The organism is Reticulibacter mediterranei (genome assembly GCF_016587455.1).
Window position 1 is genome coordinate 2,380,622 of sequence record NZ_BNJK01000001.1, and the last position, 14,676, is coordinate 2,395,297.

Below are 14,676 nucleotides of genomic sequence, written 5' to 3' on the forward strand. Positions count from 1 at the left end.
GCACTTCCTTCTTCCCTTTATAGCCAACACATCCATAAATTATGCGATGTCATGACGTAGATTTGTGCGCGGTCAGTCTCAATAGAAGATGGAGCGCGTATACCTTCACCCTAGAACGCATACGAAATATCCGTCAGAAAAAGCGCCATAAAATAGATCTTTTCTGTATAGTTTACTTAGAGAAAGCAACGAGAGAAAAACAGAGAGAGATGGCTATGGTGCGGTATCAAGAAAAGATGCAAAGAAGAACTGTTACGCCATGAAAACCGTAAGGCGTCTGCCATGATGTCAGGAGGACATGTTATCTGTAGCATTACCACAAGCGATCACATTCGCGCAACCAGCAGAAAGGAATGGGGCACCATGTCGCATTACGATGATTAGCTACCAGCAAGACATATACAAGACGCATAATAGAGTGGCATTTAAGAGCGGAGCAGGATCGCACCGCTCTGGTCGTTTTTGGCCTATCTCATTCATCCCCTCACGTAATGATCATTCTCCCCAAAGCTTGTGATACCTGTATTCAATGCGATATAAGACATTTTCTGCTCCCCTTACGATTTTCCCTGTAGGGATGATAAGATAGAAACACAGGGATGCATTCTCCTACATATTGACAATAGCGTTGTGCAGAGAAAAGAGTTTTGTGTATTCATAGAATAGTTTAGAAGCAACAGGCCATCCATCAACGTATCTCTATTGCTTAAAGCAGGAGAAGCACGTGCATATGAGCTTTCATTATCAGAGCCAACATTCGGATACTCTCATCCTGAAACTACTGATCGTCTGTAGCTTGCTTATCATAGCCATCTTCTTGCAGCCATCAGACAGCGCACAGGCTGCCGTCCACGCTTCTTCACCAGGACCGACAATGCAAGTGGCGGTGGGCTTCGATCAGGACTATCGAGAAGGCTACTGGGAACCAGTGTATGTCACCCTCAACAACAACGGCCCGAATTTTCAAGGCAAGCTTACGGCCAACGTTTTTACTGGACAAATAAGAACAGCCAATATCAACTTCTCCTCTCCCTGGAGCTTTCAGCGCTCCGTCGCCCTGCCAAAGGGTTCCCAACAACATCTGACCCTGTATGTGCCATTTTATCTTGGCAATCTGCCTCCACAGGGCGTCGTGGTAACGCTGCTTAACAGCAGCGGACAAGCCATTGCAACACAAATGGTGCCCAATGCCAATAAGCTCTACACGGTACAGATCGGCCAGTTGCTCATCGGTGCCTTATCTGATCAAGATCCAAATGCCGGTTTCGGGTTGCTCAAAAGCCTTCCTATGCCCAACCAGCAAAGCTCGTTTGATCTTATTTCATTCAACGCCTCAACATTGCCAACCAACACAGCCATTCTCAAGAACTTCGATGTCATGATCCTCGCCGATTTTGATACACGCTCCCTCGATCCTCAACAATTGATCGTGCTACAATCGTGGGTCAACCAGGGTGGAACGTTAATCGAGGCTGGTGGAACAGATTGGCAACGTACGCTGGCACCACTACCTGCAAGCCTGCGTCCTGTAAACGTTGGTAGCACCTCCATGCTGCCACAAGGCACACGGATGGTTCCTATGACCACGCCTTACACACTGCCACCACAATATACCGGCGATGAACAGCTTCCCGTCACGCTTCCCGCACCAGCAGTAGCAAGTACAGCGACGCTATCAACAAATCCTGCTTTTTCCAGCAATGAAATCATGTGGTCTTCTACGTCCACCGACGCCACCTCTATCCCGCTGATGGTGAAGGCACGGCAGGGGCGCGGCACTATTCTCTATCTCGCGGTCGATCCCAGCACAGCTCCCCTGGCAACATGGAGCGGCACCCAGGCGCTCTGGCGCTCGCTGCTGCTTTCCGCTATGGGCGATAAATTTCTCATTCCCAGCACCGTTGCAACTTATTATAGCGGGCCGGGGCAGATCTTGACGCGCGGAGGCATCCTGACTATGCTCCAGCCAGAAAGCTCGCTCGGTCCCTGGATCATCATTGTGCTGTTATTGGGGTATGTTATCGTACTCGGTCCCGTCCGCTTACTTGTTATGCGTCGCCTGAAACGTCCCCAGCTCTGGGGCTGGCGCATCTTCACAGTAAGCGCGCTTGTCTTCTCCCTGCTCTCCTTCGGCCTTGCCTATTATCAGAAAGGGGCCGCACTCACCGATTCGAGCATCTCACTGGTACAACTCAATCAGGGAGCAGCTTCAGCGCATATCACCACCTATATGGGCATCTACGTTCCCTACCAGGGAGACTACACCCTGCGCACACCCGATGCCAGCCTTGTCGAGCCGGTGCCAAACTCATTGCTGCTCAGCAGTCCCTTGAACACTCCCGGCGGCGATAGGCGCGCAGACTTCACCTATAGTGCCAATAGCACCACCATGAAAATAATCGATCCGGGTCCCTGGACCTTCCATCCAACCATTCTAGAACAGGATCGCCAGCTTCATGGCAACCTGACAACTCAGTTGACGATTCGCAATAATCGATTGGTGGGAACGATTAAAAATACAATGGCAACTGCGCTGAATGATGCTTATATTCTGTTGCCACATAACTTTGTGCGCATCGGCTCCATCGCTGCCGGAGAAACGCAACGAGTGGACCTGCAACTTCACGCGGTTGCCCCCTGGCAGACCATCACGGATGGGATTATCGAGAGCAGCGGTTTATCGTCTCCCTATTTTCCCTATCAGCAACATCAATATCCACGCAACGATTTCGAGCGCCACATGGCCCTGCTCTCCGCCTTGAATGGAAGCGGCTTTACCTATCTTCCATGCAACGGCCCTTGCAACAACCACGTCGTCATCAATGGAGACGCTCTCTATGTCCCGCTGGTCAACACGCAGGCCACCTCACTGAGCAGCATCCGCGATTCGCTGCTGGTCGCAGACGCCTCGGCAACCCTGATTGGCTGGACAGATCAGGATCTCGGAGGAATGGATAAAGTCACCATCAATAATCAAATACCGACAGGCACGCACGAAAGCTTTGTGCAAATGCCACTCACAGTAGATTTCGCCAACTCACAACAAGTTCCCAACGACTTTATCACAGGGCAAGTGGTGGATATTCAAAGCTATAGCGCCGAAGTAACATTACCAGGGCTGTATAGCATCTCGCAAAGCGCGGTTGAGGGCGGCATTACTTTTGAGTTTACCCTGCCCAACAAGCTCAATTTCCAGGAGCACAGCCTGACAATTAACGTGCCAGATCTCACCTCATCATCCAGCAGAATGGGGTCCCCAGATAATCTCAGCAGCAGCCATCTGACCGGCCAGCTCTACAACTGGCACAGCGGCAAGTGGGATACCATCACATTGCAACCGGACACCTTTATGACAACAGATGTCACAACCTACGCCAGTTCTAGCGGTCAGGTCTTGATGTACCTGATGCCTCAGAGCGGGTACACAGGCAAAGTGTTCTTTCGCAAACCAACGCTCAAGCTGGATTAACCAGCCTGAGCGTTGGCTACTACCATAGCTTTGCCTCCTCTGACCAGTCCCAGCAGAGGATACGTTGTTCTGTATACTTACACGTCTTCTCAACAGCCAGAGCCGCCGCATACTGCTCGCCTGGCATCAAAGCATGCAGCGACCAGCGCGCAACCTCTGCCGGATTCTCACGACACTGCAACAATGCGGCTGGTTCTCCCGGCCTCAACGAGACATCAAACAGGTCCAGCGGCATGGAGAGACCCTCGCCACGCGCCTTAATATAGGCTTCTTTACGCGTCCAGCAGTTATAAAACGTCTCCTTACGCAATACGGGAACCACATCCAGCAATACAGCACATTCAGTCGGGGAAAAGAAATGCTGTGCAAGCTGCTCAAACTCAACGTCGGGGCGCATATACTCGATGTCAACGCCGACGTTTCTGTCACGGGTAAAGGCTAACAAGGCCATTTGATGCGAATGGGAGAGGTTGAATTGCAATCCAGCCTGCGTGCCATCCTCCAGTGAAGGTTTGCCATAAGAGCTATAGCAAAAACGTATCTGTGCTGGCTCGCAGGCAAAATAGCGACCGAGCAGCACTCGCAGCAATCCACGTCCGATGATAAACTGGTTGCGATCTTTCGCAAAACGAAAGCGCCCGGCCTTCGCCAGTTCATCAGCAACGAGCAACCGGCTCAAACGCTCAATCGTCGTCTGAGGCCGATCCAACGAAACCCGCCAGACATGCACCTCATCACCCTTCAGCGCTATCTGAGCAGGCGGATTGTTCCATATATCTTCTTGCATATTCATAGGATAGGAAAGGTCTACGATGAGACACTTCTGGCAAAGACAGGCTTTACGGAACGATCCAGAAAGATGTAGCCAAGCGTAACGGCACTCAGGACGATTCCGAATAGCGGTCCTACTAGATGAATGTTTCTATATTCAGGCTGTGTCAGCAAAAAAAGCTCGTAGGCAATTTCTGTTGATTCATATATAGCTGTAAGCCAAAAAGCCCAGAATTGCAGCGTCCATAGCCCATAGACAACCACAAAGCCAAACACGGCTCCGATAATCAAAGCAATAAAATCACGAGAGCCAGCAGACGTGAAGGGAAGCAAGCCGAGACAGCCTATGGCTCCCATCAATTCAAAGATTGACAGAGTGGTAATACCGGAGGGACGTTGACGACGAGTTATTTTCATATTTTCTCTCTACTACGGTCGTTTAAAATTTGGTCTGCGTTTCTCAAGAAACGAGTGCATCCCTTCCTGAGCATCGGGCAGCTGAGAGGTCGAGGCCATCACTTCCTGCGCATAGGCGTAGGCCAGTTGTTGAGGCAGATCCATCTGCGCATAATACGCCTGCTTGCCAATGCCCTTCGAGATATAGCTACCTCGACAGGCGGCCTCTAAGAGACGTTGGGCCTCTTCCATCAAGCGATCAGGCTCGACCACGCGATTGATCAGCCCCCAATCTGCCGCTGTCTGTGCATCTATCGGATCACCAGTGAGCAGCATCTCCAGCGCTCGTTTGCGCCCGATGTTACGACTCACTGCCACCATTGGAGTTGTGCAAAACCAACCACCTTTCCCTCCGGGAGTGGCAAATGTCGCCTCAGTCGAGGCAACCGCCAGATCGCATGTAGCAACCAGTTGGCAACCAGCGGCCGTGGCTACGGCATGCACGCGTGCCAGCACAGGCTGTGGAATTTCCTGGATAGTATCCATCATCGTTGTGCAGACTTTGAGCAATTTACGAACCATCACCAGATTATTATCCACAACATCCGCGAAATCGTGACCAGCACAAAACGCCGGTCCATTGCCCGCCAGAATCACGCCGAGCGCTGTACTCTCGCCCACCTCGCGCAATGCTGCGGTCAACTCCTCCATATGTTTCAACGAAAGGGCGTTGCGGCGCTTCGGGTTATTCATCGTAATCGTGGCGTAATCGCCCTCATAGGTAACATTCACCAGTTCGTATTGCATCGCGACTTCCTTTCTTCAATCACCGTTGATATCACATGCCATTATACCTCAAATAGCTTGAGAAAGGGTATTATCGATAGGACGCAATTCCGCTTTCAAACGCTTTTTGATCGTTATCTTCAATACCGTAAAGAGCCTCCTGTAAAGCAAACGTTCCTGTATAAAATCGTGATCTTGAGAGGAGGGTATCAATCCCGGGATAGATACCTGAGAAGCGCTCAAGGAATGATTCCGGGTAAGAGACTGGACCACTGAGAGCTGCAAAATCGAGTGCAGGATCTCCCCATCCGGCAGAACTGAAATCGAGAATGCCGCTAATACTTCCTGTTTGAGCATCATAGAGGATATTGCTCGGACCAAAATCACCATGAATCAGCGCCGGAACATAGCTACAATTACGTTCATCGCTCAAGAAATCTTCAAAATGCTTCGTTACCCATACACATGCATCTGGCCGCATAAAAGGGAACAACTTGCTGCGAAAACGCTCATACATCTCTCTCCACTCCGCACACCCCTGAAACTCTGGCAATTTCACCCCGAGTTCCTCAGCAGATATACAATGCAATTGTCGCAGGAACAGCGCCAGTTGAGTTGCCAGATGTTGCAGTTGGCCCTCGTCCTTGAGCGATGAGAACGTCCCAGGCCAGAACGGTTCTCCTGGCAACAGACGATAGCCCATAAATGCCCTACCAGGAGGCGCAACATCTTTGCTCCGATAGATTGGATTGGGGATCGACAGTGTGACACGGCTCTGAAGATGCTGCAAAAGTCTGGTTTCTCTATCCAGCTTGAGAACTTCCCGCTGCGTCTTTGGGAAACGAAAGATGTACTCGCCATTGATGACGAGTACATCGTTAAACTGTCCCTGTCGATTGAGATTGCATGTCTCAATCAACAGGGAAGGATAAACATCATGAACAGCCTGAATATACGAAGCTAGCTCGTTCATGCGTACTTCTTCTCCTCATAATATGAGTAATTGCCCGGATAAACGCGCACCTGTTGATCAGGACCGATCTCGACAATTCGGGTCGCTATCTTGTCCAGAAAGTAACGATCATGCGAAACCATCAGGATCGTTCCTTCAAAGTCTAGCAGCGCCTCCTCCAACACTTCAGTTGAGGCGATATCCAGGTTATTCGTCGGCTCATCCAGTAGTAAAAAGTTGGCCTCGGTCAACATCAGGCGAGCAAGCTGCAAACGACTCTTTTCTCCTCCGCTCAACTGAGCAATAGGAGTGTGAACGTCGGCCATCGTAAAGAGCAACCTGCTCAGGAAGGCTATAGCCTGCCCCTCTGTGAGCTTTTTCAGCCGACGCACAAACTCCAGCGGCGTACTCTCAAATGGGAGCGTCTCCTGCTCCTGAGCATAATAGCCAAGCACCACACTCGCCCCGATCTTGGCGCTGCCGGTTGTCGCGGGCAACAGATCCATCATGGTGCGCAAGAGTGTGGTTTTGCCGCTCCCGTTACTGCCAACGATACCCACGCGCTCGCCATAGAGGATGGTCAGATCAAAAGGCGCAAAAAGCTGGTAGCCATCGATAGTTTTGCTGAGATTTTTGATCTCAACAACCTTTTTGCCGCTGCGATTTGCATCCAGATCCATCTGCATACGATCTCGTACCAGCACGGGCTTATCGATAGCGTCCTGCCTTGCCTTCTCGACGCGTTTCGCCATATACTCTGCCTTGCCAGCAAATTTAGAGTTCATCTTCGCCCAACCCTTCAAACGTCGCATACTTACTTCTAAGCGCTTGATCTCATCCTGTTGCGCGCTATAGACCTCGTATTGTTTCAGCAAGCGCCGTTCTCGCTCCTCCGCATAATAGCTATAGTTGCCGGCATAGACCGAGATTTCGCCGTCCTCAAGCTCGAAAATCTTCTTGACCATGTGGTCCAGTAAATGGCGATCATGAGAGATGATCAGGACGGAGCCGGCATAATCACGGATATATTGTTCTAGCCACGCTTTGGCACGCAAATCGAGATGGTTATCAGGCTCATCGAGCAGCAAGAGATCAGGCTTCTGTAAGAGAATGCGCGCCAGATTGACCAGCTTCTTCTCGCCGCCGCTCAACGAACCAAGTTCCAGATGATACTCGTGCGGTGAAAATCCCAGCCCATTCAGCACACTCTCTACCTGATGTTCCTGTGTATATCCACCCAGAGCATCATAACGCTCTTGCGCGCGACTATATTGTTCAAGCACAGTAGTTAGCGCATCGGGATCGCTGGCTAATTCGGGGTCGGCCATCTGCGCTTCGAGCCTGCTCATTAGTTGGGGAAGCTCGATCAATTCGGGCGAGGTGGCCGAGACAACCTCAAAGATGGTTTTATGATACTGAGCAGCATCAATCTCCTGTGTTAGATAGCCTATCGTCAGGTTGCGCTTGCGCGAGATCACGCCGCTGGTCGGCGTCTCCAACCCGGCCAACAGCTTGAACAGGGTCGATTTGCCACTGCCATTCTCGCCGACCAGACCGATACGCTCACCTTCAAGAATCTCCAGGCTCACATCATGAAAAACAGGGTTGCCACCAAAATCTTTGTTGACTTTCGCAAACGTCACAAGCAACATAGGTATGTGTCTCCTTACTCATAAAACAGGGCATAAAACAATAGAAAGGCGGTGAAAAGAGGTGTAGCCTGGAGCTAAATGTCCTATGCACAGAAGAGGAGCGCACAAGTCTGTATATTTGCGAGAACCAGAGAAAAAAGAGGAGGAAAGAGCAGCACAAACGAACATCATCTATAGTTACTCACGCTTGCGAGTAAGCCTATAGATTCGGTTTGGCGCTACTTTTCCGCCGCATAAGCAGAAGCGCCAGACTTATGCGGCCATGTCATGCGACATGTGTTTATTGGGGTGGTCAACGGCCATCAAGTAATCCATATGGCCGATATATTGATAGTTCATAGAGCGATAATACCATGTGCCCACATAAGAGTCAAGTAGTACGAGATGTCAGGCAGGGCTTTCCAATTCTCCCATCTAGCGGGAGTGCAGAGGGCGGCAGCCCTTTGCCGGGGTGCGGGGTGTCCCCGCAAAAAACTTTTTTCTTCTCTTTTGCGCGCCGCCGCAGGCGGCGCGCGAAGGAGGGAAGGAAACTGGGGACACCCCAGACCCCGGCAGGGAGACCCTGCACCCCTTTGAGCGGAGAACTGGAAAGCCCTGAGATGTCAGGCGGCAATCGAGCGTTTGCCCGATTGCCATACGCTCTTAATCGTTCAAGAGCAACGAAAGCGAGGGAGCGGGAATTTCGTGGCGATCCGCAACGCTGATAACAGCGGTGCCGACCGCAAAAAACTCGATCACGTGCGATCCCCAGCCATGACTGCGCTCAATAATCTGCGCCCCTACCACGCCCTGAGCGTTCAAGCTCATCGCCTCGCTCTGCATGCGCTCCATCGCCAGTTCGCGCGCATCGTACAAAGCCTGGGTGTAATTTGTCATTTCCACATTTCGTCCAACCTGGCTGAACCACTGTCCAATGCCCTGGTGAGCCACATGATACACACAATTTCCCATCACCATCCCAACGGGCCGATAGCCAGCACGAAGCAACGTCCAGAAATCCTGGCCCGATAGATCTGAGGTGAACGGCTTGCCATGCGTATTGCGAAAATGCTGTCCGTTGCGGGAACGAATCGCGGTCCCAATGGCCACAAACTCGGCCAGTGCTTCGCCCCATTCATGACGTGTGACTTCAAGTCGCACCCCGACTATACCATCGGCCCCCAGAGCATCGGCCTCCTCCTCCATACGCGTCATCGCCAACTCGCGAGCATGATACATCGCCTGAGTGAGTACCTCCATCTCCTGATTCTGGCTCCAATTTGCACGCTGATACCCGATATGATAGATTGAGCTTCCAACCACCAGACCAACCGGATCGAATCCCGCCTCACGAACCAGCAAAAATTCATTCACGCTCAGGTCGCTGGTAAAAAGCGCATGGTGTTTGGCATCGCCGCGCATGCTGGTGAGACGTTCACGAGCATGAACTGGTAAATCATTTCCCTGTGGAGGCATCTGCTGCGACATGATGAATATACTCCTTATAATGAGTCTCATAGAAATCAATGATGATAGATCAGCGCACCATTGATGCTATTCGCGAAAAGTCAATTCCCGATTCTGTCCATAGCGACCAGGGCGTAGATCGGTAAACGTGAGAGCGGATCGTGGCATAACTGCGGCGGTCTCGTGGTCCTTTTCCGCTGTCACAATTGCCGTCCCAATGACCGCAAAATGGGTACTCAGGTCCAGGTATTTTGCCTGTGGATTATCCGTCTCGTATTCTATGATGCGACGATCATTCTCAATATGCATGCCAACAATGCCCAACGATCGCATATTACGCGCCATCTCTTCCGCTCTGGTCATCGCAAGATGCCGGGCTGTATAGATCGCCTGCGCAAAAGGTGCTATCTCCTGATTGTTGCCACCCATTCCCCACCAGCCTTGCAGTTGTCGTGTCATCTGGCTTCCCAGCGCAACATAATACGAGCAGTAGCCAGTCACCACACCGGCTGGATAATACCCTGCCTGCAACAGCGTCCAGAACTCCTGACCCGAAAGATCGCTGAGAAATGGACGCTGGCCCAATGGTATGTTCGGCAACCGGATTGCCGTTCCAATCGCGGTATACTCTAGCAGATCGCTGCCCCACTCATAGCTGCGCCGCGTGAACCGTACACCGACCACCCCATGCGCCCTCAACAATGCCGCCTCCTGCTCTAATCGAGCGAGCGCAAGCATGGCCGCGTGCTGATGGGCCTGTGAGAGCGTGGTTAATTCCTGGGAGCTTGTCCCCCAGCCATATTGACGTGTGTACTGCCAGCCAACATGATAGATCGAGCTACCCATCACCTGACTCAACGGCTGATACCCGCGCTGCCGGGTGAGCAGGAGTTCATTGACGCTCAGATCGCTGGTAAAGAGAGGATGACCAGCTACCATCTCTTCGCTCAAGCGCTGGGTAGCTTTGAGAGGCAAGCCACCAGCTTCTAGAGAGCGTCGGCTCGCTTCAGCCTCCTGTTGCCGCTGTTTGTCCTCTGGCGAAGGTTGTTTCCAGAGAGGCATACGCTTCCCCTTCCTGACAATAGTACTAGAAGATCTTTATTCGTTTTTATCACACGACGTTTCACAAGTTTATTCCACATAAAGCGTATTAAAGCAGAAATTTTTCAAGGGCTGCTAATGCCTGTGAGCTGCGTGCAGCCTCCAAAGCTAACCCCTCGGCAAGCTCCTCGATCCATTGTTCCATCGGGATCTGATCCGTCTTCAAGACAATACCACGCACCACTTTTGCGCGTGACGCCATCAACGGTCCCTGGCGCTCTCGCGCAATGCGATACTGATTGTCTCCCAGCGCGATCACAATCTCCCTCACGGGATGCTCACGCGAAAAGAGGCTGCTATGACGCGTCACGCTCGTCTGATTGGGGAGCGCGCCCTGCAATTTGTTTGCCAGAGCTTCTAAAAACCCCTTTACATCCACGCTATCGGCTCGCAATGAGGCCGCCAGCATCTCTACCTGCAACGGGCGGTCTAATTCTCCCGACATCGGTCCGCTCCTTCCTGTTCTCTATTATTAAAGAAATAGCATCTCCATTGCCTGTAGTATATACTCGCAATTTGGCCCCAGTGTATCAACGTACACATACCATCACAAACGAAACGTATGCACAGCGATAAAATGGTCCACGAAAAGGTGTGAGTGTGCAGCATACAAAAAAGCAGACGAATCGCCTGTCTTGCGGCTATCGTCTGCATATAAGATCGGAGGGGAGCGCTCCTAGTGGTGAAAGAGCCTGACGCCCGAAAAGGCCATCGCCATGCCATAGGTATCGCAGGCATCGATGACATCCTGATCCCTAAGAGATCCGCCCGGCTGCACGACATACGAGACACCATGTAGTGCGGCGCAATCGATCGTATCACGGAAGGGGATATAGGCGTCGGAGCCAAGCGCCACGCCATGCAGATTCGCCAACCACATCTGCTTTTCTTCCTGCGTCAACTTCTGCGGCACCTCCTCAAACAGCTCCTTCCAGGGTTCCAGTTCGGCAGGCGTGATGTCGTCGCGCAAATACAGATCAATTGCATTGACCTTCTCCTGGCGCTTCACACCCTTTTTCCAGCGCAAACTCAGGGTCGCGGGATGCTGCCGCAAATACCAGAGCGCCGTTTTCTGAGCAGCCAGCCGCGTACAGTGAACGCGCGATTGCTGCCCGGCTCCCACACCAACGCACTGCCCATCAAAAGCAAAACAAATAGAATTTGATTGCGTATATTTGAGGGCAACAAGCGAAAGCAGCAAGTCGCGCTTCGCAGATTCGGGAAGCGAGCGATTACGAGTCGGGATCTGCTCAAGCATTGAAGCGTTGGCAAGTACCGTATTGCGCTTCTGCTCAAAGGTGATGCCAAAGACCTCGCGCGTCTCCATCTCCTGTGGCTCATAACCAGGATCGATCTCTAGAATAACGTACTTGCCGCCCTGCTTCTGGCGCAACAATGCCAATGCCTCCGGCTCATAACCAGGGGCGATCACGCCATCAGAGACTTCACGCTGCAACAGGCGCGCCGTTGGCAGATCCACCACATCGCTGAGAGCAGCCCAATCGCCAAAAGAGGCCAGACGGTCAGCGCCCCTGGCGCGTGCATAGGCGCTGGCAAGCGGCGATAGCTCCAGATTCTCGACTCCATATGATTGCCGGAGCGTCTCATTCAAAGGCAGACCAACCGCTGCCCCGGCAGGACTGACATGTTTAAAGGAGGCAGCAGCTGGCAATTGCAAAATCTGCCGGAGTTCTTTCACCAACTGCCAGGAGTTGAGCGCATCGAGTAAATTAATATAGCCAGGTGCTCCGTTGAGCACGGTAAAGGGCAATGTTCCATCTTTGACAAAAACGCGAGCCGGTTTCTGATGTGGATTACACCCATACCGCAACTCCAACTCATTCTTGTTCTGTTCCAAATTCACGGGTTCCTTCATTTCTATGTATTCTCTTCCTACGCGAAAGGTATAGAAAAAGAGGTCAAAAAAACTTCCCTGTAATAGTAAAACAAATTGCGCTAGACAAAAAGCCTGAAAGATCCATATTCACTTCGATAACAACAGCATAGATGTACAGATAAGCAGAAAAATAGGGAGCAAGCTCGTTGCTCCCATCTCTTAACATACATCTGTATCTATGTATCCAGTTGACCTTCAGGCAAACCAACCGGCAAAGGTGCTGGCCGCTCCACCTGGCTCTCGATCAGGATATGCTGGCCGCTATCCGAGGCGCGGTCAAAGGCGGTCATCACCTCAAGGGCATGATAGGCCAGTTCGCCGCTCGCTCGGTGTGGACGATGATAGGTGAAGGCATAGGCCATATCAGCAACGCCCACCCCTCTGGTCACTTTATCGCTGTGTGTCAAAGGAAGCTCCTTCCACACCACATCTCGCCACTGCACCTCACCAGGGGTCAGCAGCTTCACTGGTCCCACGTGAAAATTCGGGTCCGGCACGCTGAGCAGCCCCTTGCTTCCATAGACTTCGATTCTTGGCAGATTGCTGCCCCAGTACACATCATTGCTGATCATGATGGTGCCGATAGGTCCGCTTGCGAAGTCCATTGTGCCCGTTGCATGTGTAGGAACGGTCATCGGCACACGACGGCCCTTGAACTCGCCGTGCTGCACCTCGCGCTCAGGCGTAGAAATACGGGTCGAGCCGGTGACGCGCCTGATCGGTCCGAGCAGATTGATCAGAGCGGTGACGTAATACGGCCCCATATCGAGCATTGTACCCGCCCCTTTTTGAAAGAAGAAGTCGTGACGCGGATCACCGCCCTGAGCATAGACACCCCAGAAGGCAACCGCAGCCGTTGGTTCGCCGATCAAACCATCATCAATAGCCTTGCGCGCGGTTTGCAGACCTCCACCCAGAAACGTATCGGGTGCGCAACCAAGCAACACGCCCTTCTCCCTGGCAGCTTCGAGCAGACGTTGAGCATCTTCCAGCGTTGCGGCCAGCGGCTTTTCTGAATAGACATGCTTCCCAGCATTGATTGCTGCCAGACTGACCTCAGCATGCGCCAGAGGCACGGTCAGGTTGATTACAATCTGAATTTCAGGGTCGGCCAGTAATTCTTCCACAGTGCAGATCTTTGGAATATTGAACTGCTCGGCTACTGCCTGAGCGCGGTCCAGGAAAAGATCCGCACACGCTGCCACTTCCAGAATATCAAAGTAGCGACAGCCATTAATATACGCCTTACTGATCGTCCCGGTCCCGATCAGACCAACTTTAACCTTTGTTGCCACGTCCGAGTCCCTTCTCGACAAGATAACGATAACTCTTCTCGACTGCTTCCAGCATATCGGTCGCACACTCATCCAGTTCCACAATCAACCACTGAGTATGCCCTTCACCTGCCTGCACAACTCCCGCGATATCCACAGAACCTTCACCGACTGCAACCATCGGCTTGCCATGTACAGCTGGCCCATCCTTAATATGCAGGATTGGAATGCGCGCATCTCCCTGCTTAACGATAGCAACGGGATCAGAGCCGCCAGTCTGCGCCCAATACACATCGATTTCAAACTGCACTGAAGGACGTGTATATTCAAACAATAGTTGCAGAGCGGTACGCCCATCGGCCATCGGCTCCGCCTCTGCCCAGTGATTGTGATAAATCATCGTGAGGCCATGCTGTTGTGCGATATCATCGGCAGCGTTGAGCAGATCGCAAAGCTGTTTCACATCATCGACGGTCTTCAATTTCTCAGGCGGATACCAGGAAATACCCACATAGCGGCAACCGAGGGCGACCACTTCATCGAGGGCTGCGCGCTTGCTATCATCAAAGGGAAATCCGGTCAGAACGCTGGGCACCTGCAAGCCCAGATGCTTACACAAGCGAGCCACTGTTGGTTCACCCGTTTGATCGGTCAAACCCGTCTCTGCACCTATATACCCCATTTCGGCCACCCGCCTGAGTACGCCCTCGGCATCCTGGCTCATCGCATTACGAACAGTGTACAGTTGGAGCGCAATCGGTGAAAGCATAATAACGGTTCCTCCTGGCTACAGTCTACATAGCGGTATTGCACACGCCACATCGCGTGATCGGCCAGTGCTAGAAAACAGCATGAACCCTCGCCGTCTCTGTTTCACTGGTCAGCGCAACTCCCTCATCATCATATGAAGTGGCAGATGCTTGCTAAGGATT

12 protein-coding genes are annotated in these 14,676 nt (G+C 52.0%); 1 reads left to right on the forward strand and 11 read right to left on the reverse strand.

Annotation, left to right across the window (positions count from 1 at the left end; genetic code table 11):
* Positions 1 to 730: 730 nt before the first annotated feature.
* On the forward strand, positions 731 to 3,469 hold the full coding sequence (locus K3T83_RS10160; RefSeq protein ID WP_220202857.1) for a DUF8726 domain-containing protein: 2,739 nt from the start codon (positions 731 to 733) through the stop codon (positions 3,467 to 3,469).
* Between the two features lie 19 nt (positions 3,470 to 3,488).
* Here K3T83_RS10160 and K3T83_RS10165 read toward each other — a convergent pair whose 3' ends face one another.
* From K3T83_RS10165 to K3T83_RS10215, 11 genes are all read right to left on the reverse strand, one after another.
* Entirely contained in the window at positions 3,489 to 4,262 is a 774-nt protein-coding gene (locus K3T83_RS10165) for a 4'-phosphopantetheinyl transferase family protein (RefSeq protein WP_220202858.1), read from the reverse strand.
* A 14-nt stretch (positions 4,263 to 4,276) separates the two neighbouring features.
* The gene (locus K3T83_RS10170) at positions 4,277 to 4,657 is read right to left on the reverse strand and encodes a hypothetical protein (RefSeq protein ID WP_220202859.1); all 381 of its coding nucleotides are present in this window, start codon (positions 4,655 to 4,657) and stop codon (positions 4,277 to 4,279) included.
* Between the two features lie 12 nt (positions 4,658 to 4,669).
* Complete coding sequence (locus K3T83_RS10175; RefSeq protein WP_220202860.1) at positions 4,670 to 5,443, reverse strand: enoyl-CoA hydratase-related protein; 774 nt, start codon at positions 5,441 to 5,443, stop codon at positions 4,670 to 4,672.
* Positions 5,444 to 5,513: 70 nt separating this feature from the next.
* Entirely contained in the window at positions 5,514 to 6,395 is an 882-nt protein-coding gene (locus K3T83_RS10180) for a phosphotransferase family protein (RefSeq protein WP_220202861.1), read from the reverse strand.
* Positions 6,392 to 8,026 carry a ribosomal protection-like ABC-F family protein gene (gene abc-f / locus K3T83_RS10185; protein WP_220202862.1) on the reverse strand — a complete coding sequence of 545 codons (1,635 nt, stop codon included), beginning with the start codon at positions 8,024 to 8,026 and terminating at the stop codon, positions 6,392 to 6,394. The genes K3T83_RS10180 and abc-f overlap by 4 nt, the downstream gene beginning before the upstream one ends.
* Before the next feature lie 642 nt (positions 8,027 to 8,668).
* Positions 8,669 to 9,493, reverse strand: a complete 825-nt coding sequence (locus tag K3T83_RS10190; protein WP_220202863.1) for a heavy metal-binding domain-containing protein — start codon at positions 9,491 to 9,493, stop codon at positions 8,669 to 8,671.
* A 66-nt stretch (positions 9,494 to 9,559) separates the two neighbouring features.
* Entirely contained in the window at positions 9,560 to 10,534 is a 975-nt protein-coding gene (locus tag K3T83_RS10195; RefSeq protein WP_220202864.1) for a heavy metal-binding domain-containing protein, read from the reverse strand.
* Positions 10,535 to 10,622: 88 nt separating this feature from the next.
* Positions 10,623 to 11,018 carry a hypothetical protein gene (locus K3T83_RS10200; RefSeq protein WP_220202865.1) on the reverse strand — a complete coding sequence of 132 codons (396 nt, stop codon included), beginning with the start codon at positions 11,016 to 11,018 and terminating at the stop codon, positions 10,623 to 10,625.
* 231 nt (positions 11,019 to 11,249) lie between these two features.
* Positions 11,250 to 12,431 carry a phosphoribosylaminoimidazolecarboxamide formyltransferase gene (locus K3T83_RS10205; protein WP_236064864.1) on the reverse strand — a complete coding sequence of 394 codons (1,182 nt, stop codon included), beginning with the start codon at positions 12,429 to 12,431 and terminating at the stop codon, positions 11,250 to 11,252.
* A 215-nt stretch (positions 12,432 to 12,646) separates the two neighbouring features.
* Positions 12,647 to 13,765, reverse strand: coding sequence for a Gfo/Idh/MocA family protein (locus tag K3T83_RS10210; protein ID WP_236064865.1), 1,119 nt, complete (start codon positions 13,763 to 13,765; stop codon positions 12,647 to 12,649).
* Positions 13,749 to 14,513: a sugar phosphate isomerase/epimerase family protein gene (locus K3T83_RS10215; RefSeq protein ID WP_220202868.1), complete on the reverse strand. Its 765-nt coding sequence runs from the start codon at positions 14,511 to 14,513 to the stop codon at positions 13,749 to 13,751. Before K3T83_RS10215 ends, K3T83_RS10210 begins: the two co-directional genes overlap by 17 nt.
* Positions 14,514 to 14,676: the final 163 nt, after the last annotated feature.